Here is an 18,326-nt window from a genome sequence, read left to right on the forward strand (position 1 = left end):
CCTAGTAAAAAGAATAAGAAAAAAACAGAGCCGACCGCTCATCTGCTGAGCGCTATTTTAATCCACAGGGATTCAAACACGACAGAATGCAAAATAGCGGGCGACAAAGATTGTGTCACTGGGGTGTATTGTCCAAACTGAAAGAAGAAGATTCTTATTGTCGTCACGTTTTTGGCAAGCAGGGCCTTATTTTTTGATAAAATCGGTTATCACCAACAATGAATTTTCCTGTCAATGAGGTAAAGCGCTATGCGCATTGGTATAGATCTGGGTGGCACCAAAATAGAGGTCATCGCATTGGCCAACGACGGGCAGGAGTTATTTCGTAAACGGGTTGATACACCCCGCCACGATTATCAAAATACCTTGCAGGCGATTGCAACGTTAGTTGCAGATGCGGAGCAGGCGACGGGCCAGCAGGGGAGTGTGGGGGTGGGTATCCCAGGGACTCTCTCTCCGTTTACAGGCAAAGTAAAAAATGCCAATTCAGTGTGGCTGAATGGTCAGATGGTAGATAAGGATTTATCAGAACTACTCTCCCGCCCAGTGCGATTGGCAAATGATGCTAACTGTTTGGCGGTATCAGAGGCTACCGATGGTGCGGGGGCGGGGAAACATCTGGTATTTGCGGCTATTATTGGTACCGGCTGTGGCTCTGGTATTGCTATTGATGGCCGGGTACATGCCGGCGGCAATGGTATTGCGGGTGAATGGGGCCATAACCCTTTACCGTGGCAAAATGATGAAGAGCGGCAATATCAACAGGAAGTAGCCTGCTATTGTGGTAAAAAAGGGTGTATTGAGACTTTTGTCTCCGGTACCGGCTTTGCGACAGATTATTTTCGTATGAGTGGCAAACAGCTTAAAGGCCACGAAATTATCGCCTTAGTAGCACAAGGGGATGCCATCGCAGAGCAAGCAATGAGCCATTATGAACAGCGCTTTGCCAAGTCGTTAGCTCATGTCATCAACTTGTTTGACCCAGATGTGGTGGTATTAGGAGGTGGCATGAGCAATGTTGAGCGGCTATATACAACCTTGCCCGCGCTAATCAGCCCATGGGTATTTGGTGGTGAGTGCCAGACCCCGGTGCGCAAAGCACTTCACGGCGATTCTAGTGGTGTGCGTGGGGCCGCTTGGTTGTGGCCTGCTATTACCCAGCATCCTTGACACTACAGCGTTGTTAGCGGCTCTCGCGCACCCGAATCACTTACTTGTGTAAGCTCATCGGGACTTACTCGTTTGCTGCCTAGCTGTAATGCCAATGCTTTTGGGTAATACTCTTTGTCCTTGACACGACAGCGTTGTTAGCGGCTCTCGCGCACCCGAATCACTTACTTGTGTAAGCTCATCGGGACTTACTCGTTTGCTGCCTGGCTGTAATGCCAATGCTTTTGGGTAATACTCTTTGTCCTTGACACGACAGCGTTGTTAGCGGCTCTCGTGCACCCGAATCACTTACTGGTGTAAGCTCATCGGGACTTACTCGTTTGCTGCCTAGCTGTAATGCCAATGCTTTTGGGTAATACTCTTTGCCCTTGACACTACAGCGTTGTTAGCGGCTCTCGCGCACCCGAATCACTTACTGGTGTAAGCTCATCGGGACTTACTCGTTTGCTGCTAATGACGCTAGTTAATATGCGGTTTTACTTTACCTGCGTGACACTATTTTATCTGGAAGATACTGTCTAAGCGGCTAACGCCCAGTCCGTTGACTTTCTTCACTTTAATCTGCACTGGAATCCGGTCTTTCATTGCTTCAACATGGCTGATGACTCCAATGGTTTTGCCCGACGCATTCAGGCTATCCAGAGCATCCAGCGCAGTATCCAGTGTTTCAGCATCGAGCGTACCAAAGCCTTCATCAAGAAACAGAGAGTCAATGCTGGTTTTATGACTGACCAGATCCGACAGCGCCAGAGCAAGCGCCAAACTGACTAAAAAGCTTTCGCCCCCAGACAAGGTGCGGGTATCTCGTATTGCATCCGCCTGCCAGGTATCCACAACTTGCAGCTCTAATGCATCGCTGGTTTTGCGCTGTAACAAATAGCGGCCATGTAAGCGGCTGAGCTGGTTGTTTGCCAGATAAACCAGATGATCGAGTGTCAGACCCTGAGCAAATTTGCGGAATTTATCACCCTCTTTAGAACCAATTAAATGATTGAGATAGCTCCAATCTTCATATTGCTGCTGACTGTGCTCAATTTGCTCAAACAGTGCATGCTGGTTACTACGGCGCGCTGTGTCGCTTTCTAATTGATTGCGTAACTCGCCTTGCCGTAATGTATTGGCCTTTAGTTGCATCAACAATTGCTCTGATTGCTGTTGCAATACCACCAATTCAGATGCTTTATCGACACCCGCCGGACACTGCTGTAATAGTTGCTCCAGCGCTTCATTGGCATGTTGCTGGCGGATGTTGACTTGTTGTTGTCGCTCGCTCAATTGCTGTTTTAATTGCTGCAAACGTTGCCTTTCCTCTTCATCCAGCAGTGCGGCGTTTAAGGCGGCTTCATCCTCGAACTCGCTGATCGCCAGTGCTTGCTGTAATTGAGCTTGAGCGGTGGCAGCGCGCTGCTGATTATGCTGATATTGTTGCTCTAAGCCCGCCAGTTCCCCCGCTAATCGGTTTAGCTGGGACTGAGTCTGTTGCAGGATTTCTGCCGCATTCTGTTGTATCAACTCGGCTTGTTGTTGTTGTTGGCGCAACATCTGACGAGCCTCAGTAGTACTGATATCACCAAACAGTGCCTGACGTTGCTGACTCTGTTGTTGTAATAGGGTTTCAGCCTGTTGGTGTTGTTGGGTGAGCGCCGATAATTGGTCAACGCACTCTTGTAAATGGCGACGCTCTTCTTCAATCCGCGTTTCCAGTGTTTTTTGCCCCAGAACCAACTGTTGTTGTTCTTGCTGATTCTGCTGCCAACGCTGGTGTTCCTCTTCCCGCAGAGTCAGCCAACTCTGCTGCTGGTCTGCTGCTGGTACTGATAATGATAAATCAGCCAAACTATTATTGAAGTCTTGGCGCATCTGAGCTAAAGCATCTTGCTGGCGTTGATGCTGTAACTGCAGTTTCTGCTGGGCTTGCTGAGTATCTTGCTGGCGCTGAGTGATTAATGCCAGTTGTTGCAAGTGTTTTTGCTGCTGCTGTTCTGCTTGAGCCAGAGCATCTTTAGCGTGTTGGTATTGCTGGTTTAGTCGCTCATATTCAGCCAATTTCCGCTGGCAGTGTTGTTCTGATTGTTCCTGCTGTTCCAGCCAATCCATTAATGCTGCATGTTCATGTAATGCAAATGTCAACGCCAGAGGTTGCGCCAACAGCTGCCAGCGCTGTTGATAATCGGCCAATTGCTGGCGGCTGTGCTGTAACTCTTGCTCTAAATGCTGCTGCTGTTGCTGCATACTGTTGTTTTGCGCGCTTAATTCTGAGCCTTCAGTGGCGAGTTGTTCAACCTGACGGCGCAGTTTCTCGAGGCGTTCGGCTGTTTCCGACGGTTTTACCGCCTGATACTCAGTGATAGCGGGGTGATCCAATGCGCCACATAGTGGGCAGGCATCTCCCGGTTGGAGTTTGGCTCTTTCCGCTTCCAGTCTGACTATCTGATTTTCGCGTTCCCACAAGGTTTCCAGATCAGCCTGATGTTGTTTTTGATGTTTGTAGCGCTGACGTTTTTCTTCTAACTGCTGTTCAAGCTGTTTTAATTGTTGCTGTTGGCTGGCGAATTGCTGCTGCTGTTTATCGTGCTGTGCCTGAACTTGTTGTGCTAAAGGCGATAATGTGGCGAGTTGTTGCCGGGCCGGTCGCTGTTGCTGCAACTCGTCAAGTTGTTGGCGCAATTGTGCTGCGGGCTGTTGCTGCTCGAATGCTGCTAATTGCTGCTGGATGCTACCTGCTTGCGAGGCCGCGTGTACTAATACGGCCTGTTGCTGTTTATCCTGTTCATTTAATGTGGCCGCTTGCTGTTGCAAGTTGCTCAGTAATAAGGCTTGCTGCTGTAATTGCTGCTCGTTAGCCACTGACTGCTGGTGCTGTATGTGCAATTGGCGGAACTGTTCGCGCCATAACGGTAGGTACTTTACCCAGTGTTGATGGTGGGGATATTGCTGTGCATATTCAGCTAATTGTTGCAGGCGCTGATGCGTTTTTAGCAACTGCTGCTCATTTAACTCAAGTTGCTGTCTACCTTGTTGTTCTTTGCCGCGCAATTGCTGCAATTGAGTGGCAAATTGCGCTAATGAGTGCTGTTGTTGCGCGATAAGGTTATCCAGCGGTACCACTTTTTGCTCAATCAGTGTTTCTTGTTCATGCTGCTTGGCCGCCTGTTGTTGGCGTGCGGTATTGGCTTGTTCCAGAGCTTGAGCCAGGGGGGTTAGTTGGCTCTGAAGCTGTTGCTGCTGTTGGGTCAGCGCGGTGATACGCAGTTGTGTCTGTTGCACATCCTGTTGGCTGAGTGAGCAGTCACGCAGTAAAGGGCGCAACTTCTCAGCCGGTTCACTACGGGCCAGCCGTTGTAATTCGGGTTGTGCCTGCTGATATTCTTGTTCAATAATTGTTTGCTGCTGCTGATATTCTTGTAGATTCTGCTGCTGTCTCTGCCAGCCGGTTAACCAGTTTATTTGGTTTTGACTCGCTGATTGTGCTGAAACAAGCTGCTTTTCTTGTTGGTGGAGATCATCGATTTGTTGCGTTAATGCCAAGCGCTGTTCTTCATTGAGCAGTTCAATACCACTGGCTCGTTGATGTAAAGCATCCAGATTGGTCTTGGCTTGTTTATGTTGCTCAAAGACATATTCAGATAGCCGCCCGTAGATATCAGTCCCCGTTAGCTCTTCCAATAATTCAGCACGGTCATTGGCATCGGCATTGAGAAAAGCAGCAAACTGCCCCTGCGATAACATCATTGATTTAGTGAAACGGCCAAAATCCAGGCCGGTGATCGCTGCAACCATCTCCAACTTATCACGCACTTTATCGGCCAGGATTTTACCGCTGTCGCATAGCGCCAACTCAACTTTAGGGGCTTGCAGATTGCCTTCCGGGCTGTTTTTTGCCCGCCGTTGGCTCCAGAATGCACGGTAGCAGATGCCTTTTACTTCAAACTCAACTTCGGCTAGTGACTCCGCTGTGTGGCGTGTCATTAGCTCATTTTGGCTGGGCGTGACAGTCAAACGTGGTGTTTGGTGGTATAGCGCAAGGCATATGGCATCCAGCAGTGTGGTTTTACCTGCGCCTGTCGGGCCAGTGATAGCGAATAAACCGTTGCTGGCAAAAGGTTCGGCGGTGAAATCTATCTTCCATTCCCCTTGCAGAGAATTAATGTTTTTTAGACGTAAGCTTAAAATCCTCATGCAGGCTGCTCCTGTGCGGCATCTTTATCTTGCGTGATGTCATCAACCACCTGATTGAACATTTGACGCATCCGCTGTTGGCGCGGCTCGGCTAAGTCTGGCTCCAGCGCCAGCCTGCGTTCAAACACATCGGTAACACTCAGCTCATTGAGTGTCTCTTTTTCCTGCCGCTCGATACTGTTGTTACGTTGTTCTTTACTGCGACGTAACAATACAATTTCAACCGGTAGCTCTGTGGTCAGAGCCTGAATACGGCGTTGGATATCAGTAAGATAGTCTTGGGTGGCAACTTCTATATCTAGCCATACGGGTAAGCCTTGATGCTCAGAGAATTGAACCAGTTGCTGCTCTATTTGCGCTAAATCCCCTTTAATTAATTGCATTGGCTGAAATTGTGGGATGAAGAGAGGGGTAACTGATGCCAGTGCCTGTTGGTGGAACTCCACCAGATAGACGCTTTTCTCCTTGCTCAATTCATCAAAACTGAGAGCAATGGGGGAGCCGCTATAACGGATATGTTCAGTTTTAGCTACTTGTTGGGCGCGATGAATATGGCCTAAAGCAATGTAATCTGCTGGTGGAAATGCCTGCGCGGGGAAAGCATCCAATGTACCAATATAGATATCGCGAACCGAGTCTGTCGTGGTGACGCCAACGGTAGTCAGGTGCCCGGTGGCAATAATGGGCAGTGGCAAACCCAGTTCGGTACGCAGTTCAACCGCCCGCTGATACAGTGCCTGGTAGTGGCCCGCGATCGCTTCTTGTAAAGCCAGTTGTTTTTGCCCTCCAGATTCACCCGCCTGACTGGTGACTAAGTCCCTTGGCCGTAAGAACGGGATCGCACACAGCAGAGCCGCAGGTTGATGTTGGCGGTCTTTTAGAATAATGATTTGTTGATCGAGATTGCTGTTGGCGCACGAAATAACGGTGGTATTGAGATAAGAGAGCAAACCCCGTGATTCATTCAGTGTTGACACAGAATCGTGATTCCCCCCCAATACCACTAACTGACAGCCAGTGGGTTGGAGCTCAACCACGAAACGGTTATATAGCTCACGGGCGTAACTGGGCGGGGAGCCAGTATCAAATATATCACCTGCTACAATTAGCGCATCTACCTGATTTTCTTCGATCTGATTAATGAGCCAGTGCAGAAATGCCTGATGCTCAGCAGCGCGGCTTTTAGTGAAGAAATGCTGGCCTAAATGCCAATCAGAGGTATGAATAATGCGCATAAATCTCCCGCACGGCAGGTTATCAGTCAAAGATAATGGCGCTGATTATAAACGCTGCCCGCCGGATGTCGCGGCTAAAAAAAGGCTATGAGGAAAATCTCCGAGACGTCTCGCAAACTTGACTGCTGTGTTTTGCAATTATCATGAAATTTATCACTATGCTTATTGCTTGTAGAAGCGTGATGTTTTTCATAAAAATGTCACAAAACTGACGCATAATGGCTCCCGAAATCAAATAGTGACCACTAACATACTGGCAGGGTTGATGATGGCAAGACGCATACTTGTGGTGGAAGATGAAGCGCCAATCCGTGAGATGGTGTGCTTTGTGTTGGAACAGAATGGTTACCAACCATTAGAAGCCGAAGATTATGACAGCGCAGTAACTCGTCTGTCGGAGCCTTTCCCTGATTTAGTGCTGTTGGACTGGATGTTACCTGGCGGCTCGGGTATTCAGTTCATTAAACATATGAAACGTGAAGCGTTGACCAGAGATATTCCGGTGATGATGCTGACGGCCCGTGGCGAAGAAGAGGATAGGGTGCGCGGTTTGGAAGTGGGCGCAGATGACTATATTACCAAGCCGTTTTCGCCGAAGGAGCTGGTTGCGCGTATTAAAGCAGTGATGCGCCGAATATCGCCGATGGCGGTTGAGGAAGTTATTGAAATGCAAGGGCTAAGCCTTGATCCTTCCTCACATCGGGTTATGGCCAATGAGCAAGCGCTGGATATGGGGCCGACCGAGTTTAAGTTATTGCACTTCTTTATGACCCACCCGGAGCGCGTTTACAGCCGTGAACAGTTGCTTAATTATGTTTGGGGCACTAACGTTTATGTAGAAGATCGTACGGTTGACGTGCATATTCGTCGGCTACGCAAGGCGCTTGAAATTGATGGTCATGACAGAATGGTACAAACTGTCCGGGGAACTGGATACCGTTTCTCAACGCGCTACTGAGTTTTCAGTGCCGGAGAATTCGTTGTGTTAGAACGCTTATCATGGAAAACGCTGGCTCTCGAGCTGGCTCTTTTTTGTCTGCCTGCATTACTCCTGGGTGCCTTCATCGGCTATCTTCCTTGGCTATTGCTGATTTCAGCTGTCGCGGCGCTGGTTTGGAATTTCTATAATCAACTTAAGTTATCTCACTGGCTGTGGTTAGACCGTAGCATGACACCACCTGCTGGTCGCTGGAGCTGGGAGCCTTTATTTTACGGCTTGTACCAAATGCAGTTGCGAAATCGTCGGCGTCGGCGCGAACTGGCTTTGCTTATCAAACGTTTCCGCAGTGGTGCCGAATCATTGCCTGACGCGGTCGTTATTACCACAATTGATGGCAATATCTTCTGGTGTAACGGTTTAGCTCAGCAGTTGTTAGGGTTTCGTTGGCCGGAGGATAATGGCCAACACATCCTTAATTTATTGCGCTACCCGGAATTCAGCCAATATCTGCAACAACAAGAGTTCTCCCGCCCGTTGACTCTGCAACTGAACAATGGTTATTACGTCGAATTTCGTGTGATGCCTTATTCAGAAGGGCAATTATTGATGGTTGCCCGTGATGTTACCCAGATGCGGCAGTTGGAAGGCGCAAGGCGTAATTTCTTTGCCAACGTCAGTCATGAATTGCGTACGCCACTGACGGTGTTGCAAGGTTATCTGGAAATGATGAATGACCAAGAACTGGTTGGGCCATTACGGGATAAAGCACTGGGGACCATGCAAGAGCAGACTAAGCGAATGGATGGGTTGGTAAAACAGCTCTTGACGCTATCACGAATTGAAGCGGCACCTAATGTGGATATGAATGAGCGGGTGGATATTCCGTTGATGCTGAAAGTGTTACAGCATGAAGTTCAGGCTCTCAGTAACGGACGACATGAGATTACCTTCCGGGTTAACGACCAATTAAAAGTGTTTGGCAACGAAGACCAACTGCGCAGTGCGGTATCAAATCTGGTTTATAACGCCGTCAATCACACGCCTGTTGGTACCCAAATTGAGGTGTGTTGGCAGCAAACTCCACAAGGTGCACAATTTCAGGTCAGCGATAATGGGCCGGGAATCGGTCCTGAACATGTTCCACGGCTAACGGAGCGGTTCTATCGGGTGGATAAAGCCCGATCACGGCAAACGGGGGGCAGTGGGTTAGGGCTGGCAATTGTGAAACATGCATTGAGTCATCACGATGCACGTTTAGAGGTCATGAGCGAAATCGGTCTGGGGACTCGATTTATCTTTACCTTGCCGAATCGATTGATTGTTCCCGCAGTTTTAGCCGAGAATGCAGTCAAATCCTAAAAACTGCATGGATACCAAGCTGATGAAATGGGCAAAACTGACGTTGTTGCATGTCATGTTATGGTTTAGCCATGCCGTTTTAGCGCAATCTGAAGCGGTACTTTCCCCTCCGGTTGCGGTTTTGCCGATGGCTTCCGTGCCTGCCACCAATACCTTATCAGGCAACCTCTCCAGTGTGGGTTCTGACACCTTAGCCAATCTGATGTCCTTGTGGGCTGATGATTTTAATCATCACTATCCTGGCGTTAATTTGCAAATTCAGGCGGCAGGTTCCTCTACTGCCCCTGCGGCGTTGGCTGTCGGTGCCGCCCAGCTTGGGCCGATGAGCCGCCCAATGAAAGCGGGTGAGATCAACGCATTTATTCAACGTTATGGCTATCCGCCACTGGCAGTTCCTGTGGCAGTTGATGCATTGGTAGTGTTTGTTCATCAGGATAACCCACTGAACAAACTGACTTTATCGCAGCTTGATGCTATTTTTTCGCAAAATCGCCGATGTGGAGAGCCACACCAAATTCAGCGCTTTGGTCAGTTGGGATTGGAAGGGGGGTGGGCGGCGCGTTCCTTACAACGTTATAGCCGGAACTCAGCTTCGGGGACCTATGGATACTTCAAACATAAGGTGTTGTGCGATGGTGATTTTATAAATAATGTCAATGAGTTGCCTGGGTCCGCTTCTGTGGTACAGGCGGTGGCTGGCTCATTGAATGGCATTGGCTATGCCAGTATTGGTTTTCGTAATAGTGGTGTTAAACCGTTGTCACTGGCGGTGGTGGGGCAGGATTTTGTGATGCCAACACCTGAGAATGTTAAAGATGGCCGTTACCCTTTATCACGTTATCTGTATATTTATATCAATAAAGCTCCGGGCCAGCCACTGGAGCCATTGACTGCGGCGTTCCTTGAGCGGGTTCTATCGCCCGAGGGGCAAAAAAGGGTCACCCATGATGGCTATTTACCCCTACCTCCCGAGGTACTGATTCAGACCCGAAAAGCGTTAGGTTTTTACTGATTAAGGTGTTTCAGTAGTCGTTTTTTGTTTATCCAATCTGGCATTATCTCTGCGTATAAAACGATCAGTCTCTCCTGAGTATTGGTCACCAGATTGGCGGTAAATTGTTAACGACTGGCTACAAATAATACAAATCATATGGCGTGTATCTCTCAAAACATGGCACGATTAACTGGTTTGATAAAATTATCTGGATGATGATTCTGCTTTTATGATCCCGACTTGCCTTTCTCCGCTATAAACGGTCTACTTAGCGCCGTTGTTGGCCTATTCCACCTGCAAATAACTTCAAAAACACTGCATACTGACGAAATAGATTGCTTATTAACCGCCGGAGTTTGCGTTTATCAGAGCTTTGTATCGTTTCGATCACGTCGGGAAGGCCACAACTTAGAACTTTTCCTTTTGGCCATTTAACTTAGGCAACACACACCACTATGAGTCATCGTTTATCGTCTAAAGATATTATGGCATTAGGTTTTATGACCTTTGCCTTATTCGTTGGAGCTGGCAACATCATCTTCCCGCCGATGGTTGGTTTACAATCGGGTGAACATGTATGGTGGGCAGCTCTTGGTTTCCTGATAACCGCAGTTGGTTTACCGGTTATTACCATTATCGCGCTGGCCCGGGTGGGCGGGGGGATTGATGCCCTGAGTAGCCCAATTGGCCGTAGTGCTGGTTTGGTACTGGCTACCGTCTGTTATTTGGCTGTCGGCCCACTGTTTGCCACACCACGAACCGCAACAGTTTCCTTCGAAGTGGGCATCGCCCCTTTGACGGGTGATGGCCCGTTGCCGCTGTTTATTTATAGTGTGGTTTATTTCGCGCTGGTGATTGGAATTTCGCTCTATCCGGGGCGTTTGCTGGACACCGTCGGTCATATTCTGGCACCACTGAAAATTCTGGCGCTTGCTATCTTGGGTATCGCGGCGTTGATTTGGCCTGCCGGTCCGTTGATTTCAGCCACTGATGCCTATCAGAACGTGCCTTTCTCCTCTGGTTTCGTTAATGGTTATCTGACCATGGATACCTTGGGTGCCTTGGTCTTTGGTATCGTTATCGTCAATGCGGCCCGTTCGCGTGGAGTGGTTTCCGCAGGGCTGCTGACGCGCTATACCATTTGGGCAGGATTGATTGCCGGTATCGGTTTGACGCTCGTTTACTTGAGCTTGTTTAAACTTGGCAGCGGCAGTGGCAGCCTGACGCCTGACGCACAGAATGGCGCAGTCGTGTTGCATGCTTATGTTCAGCACACCTTTGGTGGTTTGGGTAGTGTGTTCCTGGCCGCATTGATTTTCATTGCCTGTATGGTGACCGCTGTGGGCCTAACATGTGCCTGTGCTGAATTCTTTGCTCAGTACTTGCCGCTGTCTTATCGGGCGCTGGTATTCATTCTCGGTATCTTCTCAATGATGGTATCGAATTTGGGCTTGAGTCACCTAATTCAGATTTCCATTCCGGTGCTGACAGCGATATATCCGCCATGCATCGTGCTGGTTTTGATGAGCTTTACTTTGCGCTGGTGGCATCATGCCTCACGTATCGTGGCTCCAGTTATGCTGGTTAGTTTGCTGTTCGGTATTCTTGATGCGGTGAAGGCTTCTACCTTCGCGCACTTCCTGCCTGAATGGACTCAGCATCTGCCATTGGCTGAACAAGGTCTGGCGTGGTTATCGCCTTCCCTGCTGGTATTCGTCGTCGTAGGGTTGTACGATCGCCTCTGCTGTCGCCAGGAAGTTGCTGCTAAGCAATAACGGCACAGTCATAGGATTTTTTTAGCCACGGCTCATCCCCGTGGCTTTTTGCTGAAAAAAGACGGGGCAATGTACATGGAATTACCAGTCAAAAATAAGCTGAAACGGGGCCTGACGACCCGTCATATCCGCTTTATGGCATTAGGGTCAGCAATAGGTACCGGCTTATTCTATGGTTCGGCTGATGCGATAAGAATGGCAGGGCCTAGTGTGTTATTGGCATACCTGATCGGTGGCGTGGTGGCATTTATCATCATGCGCGCGTTGGGTGAGATGTCAGTGAATAACCCACAGGCCAGCTCTTTCTCGCGCTATGCACAAGATTACCTTGGGCCAATGGCGGGCTATATCACCGGCTGGACGTATTGCTTTGAGATTTTGATTGTTGCTATTGCTGATGTGACCGCCTTCGGTATCTATATGGGGGTCTGGTTCCCGGACGTGCCTCATTGGGTATGGGTACTGAGTGTGGTACTGATTATTGGCGCAGTTAATATGATGAGCGTCAAAGTCTTCGGTGAACTGGAGTTCTGGTTCTCGTTCTTTAAAGTTGCCACCATCATCATCATGATTCTGGCCGGGTTTGGTATCATTATTTGGGGTATTGGTAACGGTGGGCAGCCGACCGGTATTCATAATTTATGGACTAACGGCGGCTTCTTCAGTAACGGTTATGTCGGCATGATCCTATCATTGCAACTGGTGATGTTTGCTTATGGTGGTATTGAGATTATCGGTATTACTGCCGGGGAAGCTGAAAATCCAAAAAGCTCCATTCCGAAAGCAATTAACTCAGTGCCGTGGCGTATCCTGGTATTCTACGTCGGTACCCTGTTTGTCATCATGTCTATCTACCCTTGGAATCAGGTGGGCACGAACGGTAGCCCATTTGTACTGACCTTCCAGCATATGGGGATTACCGTTGCGGCAGGTATTCTCAACTTTGTGGTGATCACCGCTTCATTATCTGCCATTAACAGTGATGTCTTTGGTGTCGGGCGTATGTTGAACGGAATGGCGGAACAGGGCCATGCACCAAAAGCCTTTGCGGCAATATCCAAGCGTGGTGTGCCTTGGGTGACGGTGTTGGTGATGATGTTTGCCATGCTGATTGCGGTTTATCTGAACTACATCATGCCGGAAAATGTGTTCCTGGTTATCGCATCGCTGGCGACTTTTGCCACTGTATGGGTATGGATCATGATTTTGTTTTCCCAGATTGGTTTCCGGCGTTCATTAAGCAAAGAACAGATTAAGGCGCTGGATTTCCCACTGCGTGGCGGTACCTTTACTTCGGTGCTGGCAATCATTTTCCTGGTGTTTATCATCGCTCTGATTGGCTGGTTCCCGACAACCCGCATTTCACTGTATGTAGGGTTAGTGTGGATTGCATTGTTGTTGGTGGGGTATTACTTGAAAGTGCGCCATCAAAAGAAACAGCGAGAGCTTGCCAAAGAAACTGAGTAATACTGAGTCAATACCTACTATCAAGCCGGGAGATTTCTCGGCTTTTTTTGCTCTATACAATCTGGGGCATTCTGCTATTTACCCCCATACTTCTCCTCCCCCAATCTCATCCCTGATATTTATAGTGACAGATGAGGGGGAAGCAGCCACTACATGACATTATTTATATCGGCGAGCTGTATATTCAGATAAATCGCCTATCTCAGGTGAATGTGTCGCGGCGTTAATGTCTGCACCAGATAGCCTTAACAGGAATGGTTTTGGTTAACGCAGGAGAATTCTATGCTTAGTGGTTGGCATCTTCCGGTCCCGCCTTTTGTTCGTCAGCGAGGCGACGCATTACAGATTACTTTATGGTTGCATGGTGAATGGTTGCATGGCGACACATTACCAGCACAGGTTTTCTTACGCTGCGAACCGGATAATGAAGAATGGCTACTGACGATGAAAGGCCAACAGCGTGATGGCTTTTGGTGTTATCGCGCGACGCTGCCTTTACATGAAGGGCAACCTACACGGCGCTACTGTTTTAAACTGTTATGGGATGACGACCAACAATGGTTCGGCCCGCTGGGATTCTCGCGGGTTCCTCCGGCGCAACTGGCTCAGTTTGCCATTGATATGCCCGACAGTGGCCCCGACTGGGTGGCCGACCAAGTCTTTTATCAGATATTCCCCGATCGGTTTGCCAGTAGTCAGGGTGAGCACGGCGTGCAAAATGCGAGCTATTATCATCACGCTGCGGGTCATTCGGTGGCTCGTCGTGCATGGCAACAACCATTGGATGACACTAATGCCTCTTCAACATTCTATGGCGGTGACCTGGCGGGTATCAGCCAAAAAATCCCTTACTTGCAACAAATTGGCGTTACTGCGTTGTATCTAAATCCAATTTTTACCGCACCCAGCGTACATAAATATGATACGCAAGATTATTATCAGATAGATCCCTATCTGGGCGGTGAGGCGGCTTTTCTGCAATTACGTATGGCTACCCGTGAGGCCGGCATAAAATTGGTACTTGATGGGGTGTTTAATCATACCGGTGATTCCCATCATTGGTTTGATAGGCACCAGCAAGGGGATAATGGGGCTTGTCATCATCAGGACTCACCTTATCGTGGCTGGTTTAATTTCTTCCCCGATGGGCGGGCGTTGGATTGGAAAGGTAATGCCAGCTTGCCGAAACTCAACTTCGCGAGTGAGGACGTGGTAAATCAAATCTATCGGGGCGACGGTAGTGTGGTGCGTTATTGGTTACGCCCCCCTTACAGCATTGATGGTTGGCGGTTAGATGTGGTGCATATGTTGGGGGAGGACGGCGGAGCTAAAGGGAATTTGCGCCATTTGACCGGTATATATCAGGCGGCTAAAGAAGAAAATCCGCAGGCCTATATTCTGGGGGAACACTTTGGCGACGCACGTAATTGGTTACATGCCGGTGTAGAAGATTCGGCAATGAATTACATGGGGTTTGCATTACCGGTGCGTAGCTTTTTAGCGGGCCAGGATGTGGCTTATCATCCGATAAAACTCAAGGCTGAGGATTGTGCCTACTGGATGGATGAGTACCGAGCCGGATTGCCGCACGGCCATCAGTTGCGTTTATTTAATCAACTGGACAGCCATGATACCGCCCGTTTTATAACCCTACTGAATAATGACAAAGCCCGAATGCAGATGGCGCTGGTGTGGTTATTTAGCTGGATTGGTGTGCCTTGCTTATTTTATGGCGATGAAATTGGTCTTGATGGTGGTAATGATCCGTTCTGCCGCAAACCGTTCCCGTGGGATGAGGCTCAATGGGATAATGACCTGTTGAAATTATGCCAACGGCTGGCGGCTCTACGGCACAAAAGCATGGCGCTGCGGCGTGGTGGTTGTCAGGTGGTTTATGCCAATGGTGACACTTTGGTGTTTATTCGTAGCTACCAACGTGAACGAGTGATGGTCGCGATACAACGTATTAGTGATATCAATGTTTCGTTGCCAGCATCCCCTTTACTCAATGTCGCTAAGTGGCTGCGCCTGGAAGGCTCATCCGAGCTGGATGGCACTGAGTCAGGCGTCAATCTGCACTTGGCTGGCGAGAGTGTCACTTTGTGGCGTGGTGTTGGTGAGCGCTAACTTAATCGTTAGCCAGCAGTGATAGCGATTAAAAGCGGCCAAGCGCCGCTTTTCCTTTTGTTGAGATATTATATATATGATAGGTAATCGTATGGCTGACCAAACAGTGGGCAGGTAACATTCAGCAAAGGGAAAATGATATGAGCACAATTAAACGAAAGGCATTGATCATTGGCGCCTCAAGAGGTTTGGGACTGGGGCTGGTTGACGAACTTAATCGCCGTGGTTGGTCAGTGACTGCGACGACACGCGGTGCTGCGAAAGATACCGCAGCCCATGCCGCCCATTGGCTAACATTGGATATTAATAAACCTGAAAGTATTAAGCAGTTTTTGCCGCAGCTACAGGGGCAGATATTCGACCTCATATTTGTTAATGCGGGTATCTCTGGGCCGGAACATCAATCAGCTCTTGAGGCGCAACCGGAAGATATTCTGGAATTATTCCAAACCAATGCCGTTTCACCTATCCGTATCGCTCAGCATCTGCTGACACAACGTAATCCAACTCAAAGTGTATTGGCCTTTATGTCTTCTCAGTTGGGGAGTATTGGTCATAATGCCTCCGGCCATAAACCTCTCTATTCAGCCAGTAAAGCCGCACTAAATATGATGACCCGTAGTTTGGTTGCTGAAGTGGCCGATCCGGCTCTGACGGTGCTATCGATTCATCCAGGTTGGGTAAAAACGGATATGGGCGGGGATGCGGCACCCCTGACCATTACGACCAGTGTGAAGGGCGTGGTCGACCAAATTGAGCACGCTTCCGGTAAGGGCGGTCACGGTTTTATTGATTACCAGGGGCATACATTGCCTTGGTAATATCAATAAGCCAGTAAATTTCCCCCACCAATACATTGATGGGGGATGAATAGCATTGTTAATCAATATCTATATAGCCTAAATAATTCGAGTTGCAGGAAGGCGGCAAGCGAATGAGTCCCGATGAGCTTACTGGAGTAAGTGATTCGGGTGATTGAGAGCAGCCAACGCACATGCAGCTTGAAGTATGACGGGTATAGCTATCAGTAACCGATGGCGGCACCTGCTGGGCGACGGACATCGTTAGCGCCGTACAGGTAGCCTTCACGAACTTTGCCGGAAACTGCCGAGTCATTCCCCGAGTTGGCCGGGCTGACACCCTCCACTCCGGCCAAGCCCACTAGAATCAGCTCGGCTGCACCCCATTGGTTCTGTTCGACCATCTTATATCCCATGGTTTTCAGCAGATTAAGACTATCTGCGGATACGCCACGTTGTTCGTAATATACCTCATCAGGTAGCCATTGGTGATGGATGCGTGGTGCATCTACCGCCTCTTGTGGTGCCATGCCATGGTCAATGACATTGAGGGCTGTTTGCAGGGTGATGGTGATAATTCGGGAGCCACCCGGAGAGCCTAACACCATAAATGTCTTACCGTCTTTGGTCACTAATGTTGGGCTCATAGACGATAGTGGGCGCTTACCGGGGGCGATGGAGTTGGTTGCCCCCTGTACTAAACCATACAGGTTTTGCTCGCCCACTTTGACGGTGAAATCATCCATTTCATCATTCAGGAAGAAGCCAGTACCCGGGGCAATCACCACAGCACCAAAGCGGCCGTTAACCGTGTAGGTCGTGGAGACCGCATTACCTTCATTATCGACGATAGAGTAGTGGGTGGTTTCTGGTTTTTCATGGGGTTGCATCCCCGGTTGTACTTCTACCGAGGGAGTCGCTTTGTTGGCAACGATTTGCTTGCGGATATCGGCGGCGTAGCTTTTGCTCAACAGGCGATCAATCGGATTCTTAACAAACTCGGGGTCACCGAGGAAGGTATTACGGTCCATATAAGCATGGCGCATAGCTTCTGTCAGGGTATGGATGTAAGCCGCGGAATTGAAGCCCATGCTTTTCAGGTCATAGCCTTCCAGCACATTCAGAGTTTCACATAATGTCACCCCACCGGAGCTGGGTGGTGGTGAGGAAACAAATTTATAACCGCGATAACTACAGGTTATCGGTGCAGTTTCAGTGATTTTATAGTTGGCGAAATCAGCGGCTGTCAAAATACCGCCACCTTTTTTCGCCGCCGCCTCTACTGCTTGCGGTATTTTGCCCTGATAGAAGGCATCCGGCCCTTGCTCTGAGATTGCGCTAAGGGTTTCAGCCAGATCAGCCTGAACTAAACGATCCCCCGGTTGCAGTGCTTCACCATCTTTGCGCAAGAAAATACGCGCGGACTCAGGGTCTTGGCGGAAACGTTTGACGGTAGTGTCCAGAATGTCAGTATCGGCACGCGTCAGTACAAAGCCCTCACGGGCCAGTTTGATCGCCGGAGCCATCACTTGCTGGCGCGTCAATTTACCGTATTTCTTCTGCGCGCTATCCATTCCCAATACCGTACCAGGGACGCCGGCTGCCAGATAACCATACAAGCTGGCATCTTTAGTGACTTTTCCCTCTTTATCTAAATACATATCGGCGCTGGCAGCCGCTGGTGCAGTTTCACGGAAGTTGATAAATGTGTCAGTTCCATCGGCAAGGTGAATGGTCATAAAACCACCCCCACCGATATTGCCACAGCATGGATTTACAACAGCCTGTGCATATCCCACCGCCACTGCGGCATCAACGGCATTGCCGCCCATTTTTAAAATATCAGTCCCCACTTGTGAAGCGAGATATTGCGAGGTCACCACCATGCCATGTTTTGCTTCCACCGCCGGTGTAGAGGCCGCATGCAGTGTACCACTGACCAGTAAAGCCAATACAGCCAAGGGTTTGTTCCATTTTTTTAACAACATTCTGACTCCTGTTAGTTCCTGCCCGCCAGGGATGACCTGATCATTTTTGTCTGGCAGCTTAAAAGCGCTGCTTATGGCGTGTGCAAAAAAACACACCAGTAATAATTAATAGCAGAATTAATGTTTATGGCTGCTAATTAATTGGCGGCGAAAGGAGAGTTTGTCAGTTGTTGTCTGGCAGATAGGTTGATTTATGCTTGAAAGGCGCCAAGATAAATAAAAATAACTTATTGAAAATAAATAAGTATTTACGAGCTTGATAAGCTGGGAATGGAAAAGATTATTATATAGA

11 protein-coding genes are annotated in these 18,326 nt (G+C 48.9%); 8 read left to right on the top strand and 3 right to left on the bottom strand.

Translation table 11 applies throughout. The features are described 5' to 3' along the window. The first annotated feature begins 249 nt into the window (after window positions 1–249). Window positions 250–1,170, top strand: a complete 921-nt coding sequence (gene mak, locus V2A85_RS07640; RefSeq protein WP_372558171.1) for a fructokinase — start codon at window positions 250–252, stop codon at window positions 1,168–1,170. A 495-nt stretch (window positions 1,171–1,665) separates the two neighbouring features. Here mak and V2A85_RS07645 read toward each other — a convergent pair whose 3' ends face one another. Continuing rightward, window positions 1,666–5,349, bottom strand: a complete 3,684-nt coding sequence (locus V2A85_RS07645; protein ID WP_420071186.1) for an AAA family ATPase — start codon at window positions 5,347–5,349, stop codon at window positions 1,666–1,668. Then, entirely contained in the window at window positions 5,346–6,584 is a 1,239-nt protein-coding gene (gene sbcD, locus V2A85_RS07650; protein ID WP_372558173.1) for an exonuclease subunit SbcD, read from the bottom strand. The genes V2A85_RS07645 and sbcD overlap by 4 nt, the downstream gene beginning before the upstream one ends. 268 nt (window positions 6,585–6,852) lie before the next feature. Between sbcD and phoB the strand changes: the two genes are divergently transcribed. The 7 genes from phoB to V2A85_RS07685 all read left to right on the top strand — a co-directional run bounded on the left by phoB (window position 6,853) and on the right by V2A85_RS07685 (window position 16,067). Next, complete coding sequence (gene phoB, locus V2A85_RS07655) at window positions 6,853–7,542, top strand: phosphate response regulator transcription factor PhoB (protein ID WP_025377384.1); 690 nt, start codon at window positions 6,853–6,855, stop codon at window positions 7,540–7,542. A 24-nt stretch (window positions 7,543–7,566) separates the two neighbouring features. Beyond that, entirely contained in the window at window positions 7,567–8,883 is a 1,317-nt protein-coding gene (gene phoR, locus V2A85_RS07660; protein ID WP_372558174.1) for a phosphate regulon sensor histidine kinase PhoR, read from the top strand. A 22-nt stretch (window positions 8,884–8,905) separates the two neighbouring features. Then, window positions 8,906–9,895, top strand: a complete 990-nt coding sequence (locus V2A85_RS07665) for a PstS family phosphate ABC transporter substrate-binding protein (protein ID WP_420071187.1) — start codon at window positions 8,906–8,908, stop codon at window positions 9,893–9,895. Window positions 9,896–10,332: 437 nt separating this feature from the next. Beyond that, on the top strand, window positions 10,333–11,652 hold the full coding sequence (brnQ, locus tag V2A85_RS07670; RefSeq protein ID WP_083160081.1) for a branched-chain amino acid transport system II carrier protein: 1,320 nt from the start codon (window positions 10,333–10,335) through the stop codon (window positions 11,650–11,652). Between the two features lie 75 nt (window positions 11,653–11,727). Then, complete coding sequence (gene proY / locus V2A85_RS07675; RefSeq protein ID WP_372558176.1) at window positions 11,728–13,119, top strand: proline-specific permease ProY; 1,392 nt, start codon at window positions 11,728–11,730, stop codon at window positions 13,117–13,119. A gap of 282 nt (window positions 13,120–13,401) precedes the next feature. Further along, window positions 13,402–15,246, top strand: a complete 1,845-nt coding sequence (malZ, locus tag V2A85_RS07680) for a maltodextrin glucosidase (RefSeq protein ID WP_420071188.1) — start codon at window positions 13,402–13,404, stop codon at window positions 15,244–15,246. Window positions 15,247–15,386: 140 nt separating this feature from the next. Beyond that, complete coding sequence (locus V2A85_RS07685) at window positions 15,387–16,067, top strand: SDR family oxidoreductase (protein ID WP_420071189.1); 681 nt, start codon at window positions 15,387–15,389, stop codon at window positions 16,065–16,067. Window positions 16,068–16,270: 203 nt separating this feature from the next. Here V2A85_RS07685 and ggt read toward each other — a convergent pair whose 3' ends face one another. Beyond that, window positions 16,271–18,034, bottom strand: a complete 1,764-nt coding sequence (ggt, locus tag V2A85_RS07690) for a gamma-glutamyltransferase (protein WP_420071190.1) — start codon at window positions 18,032–18,034, stop codon at window positions 16,271–16,273. Window positions 18,035–18,326: the final 292 nt, after the last annotated feature.

The organism is Yersinia sp. 1252 StPb PI, from assembly GCF_048593885.1.
GTDB classification, from domain to species: domain Bacteria; phylum Pseudomonadota; class Gammaproteobacteria; order Enterobacterales; family Enterobacteriaceae; genus Yersinia; species Yersinia enterocolitica_E.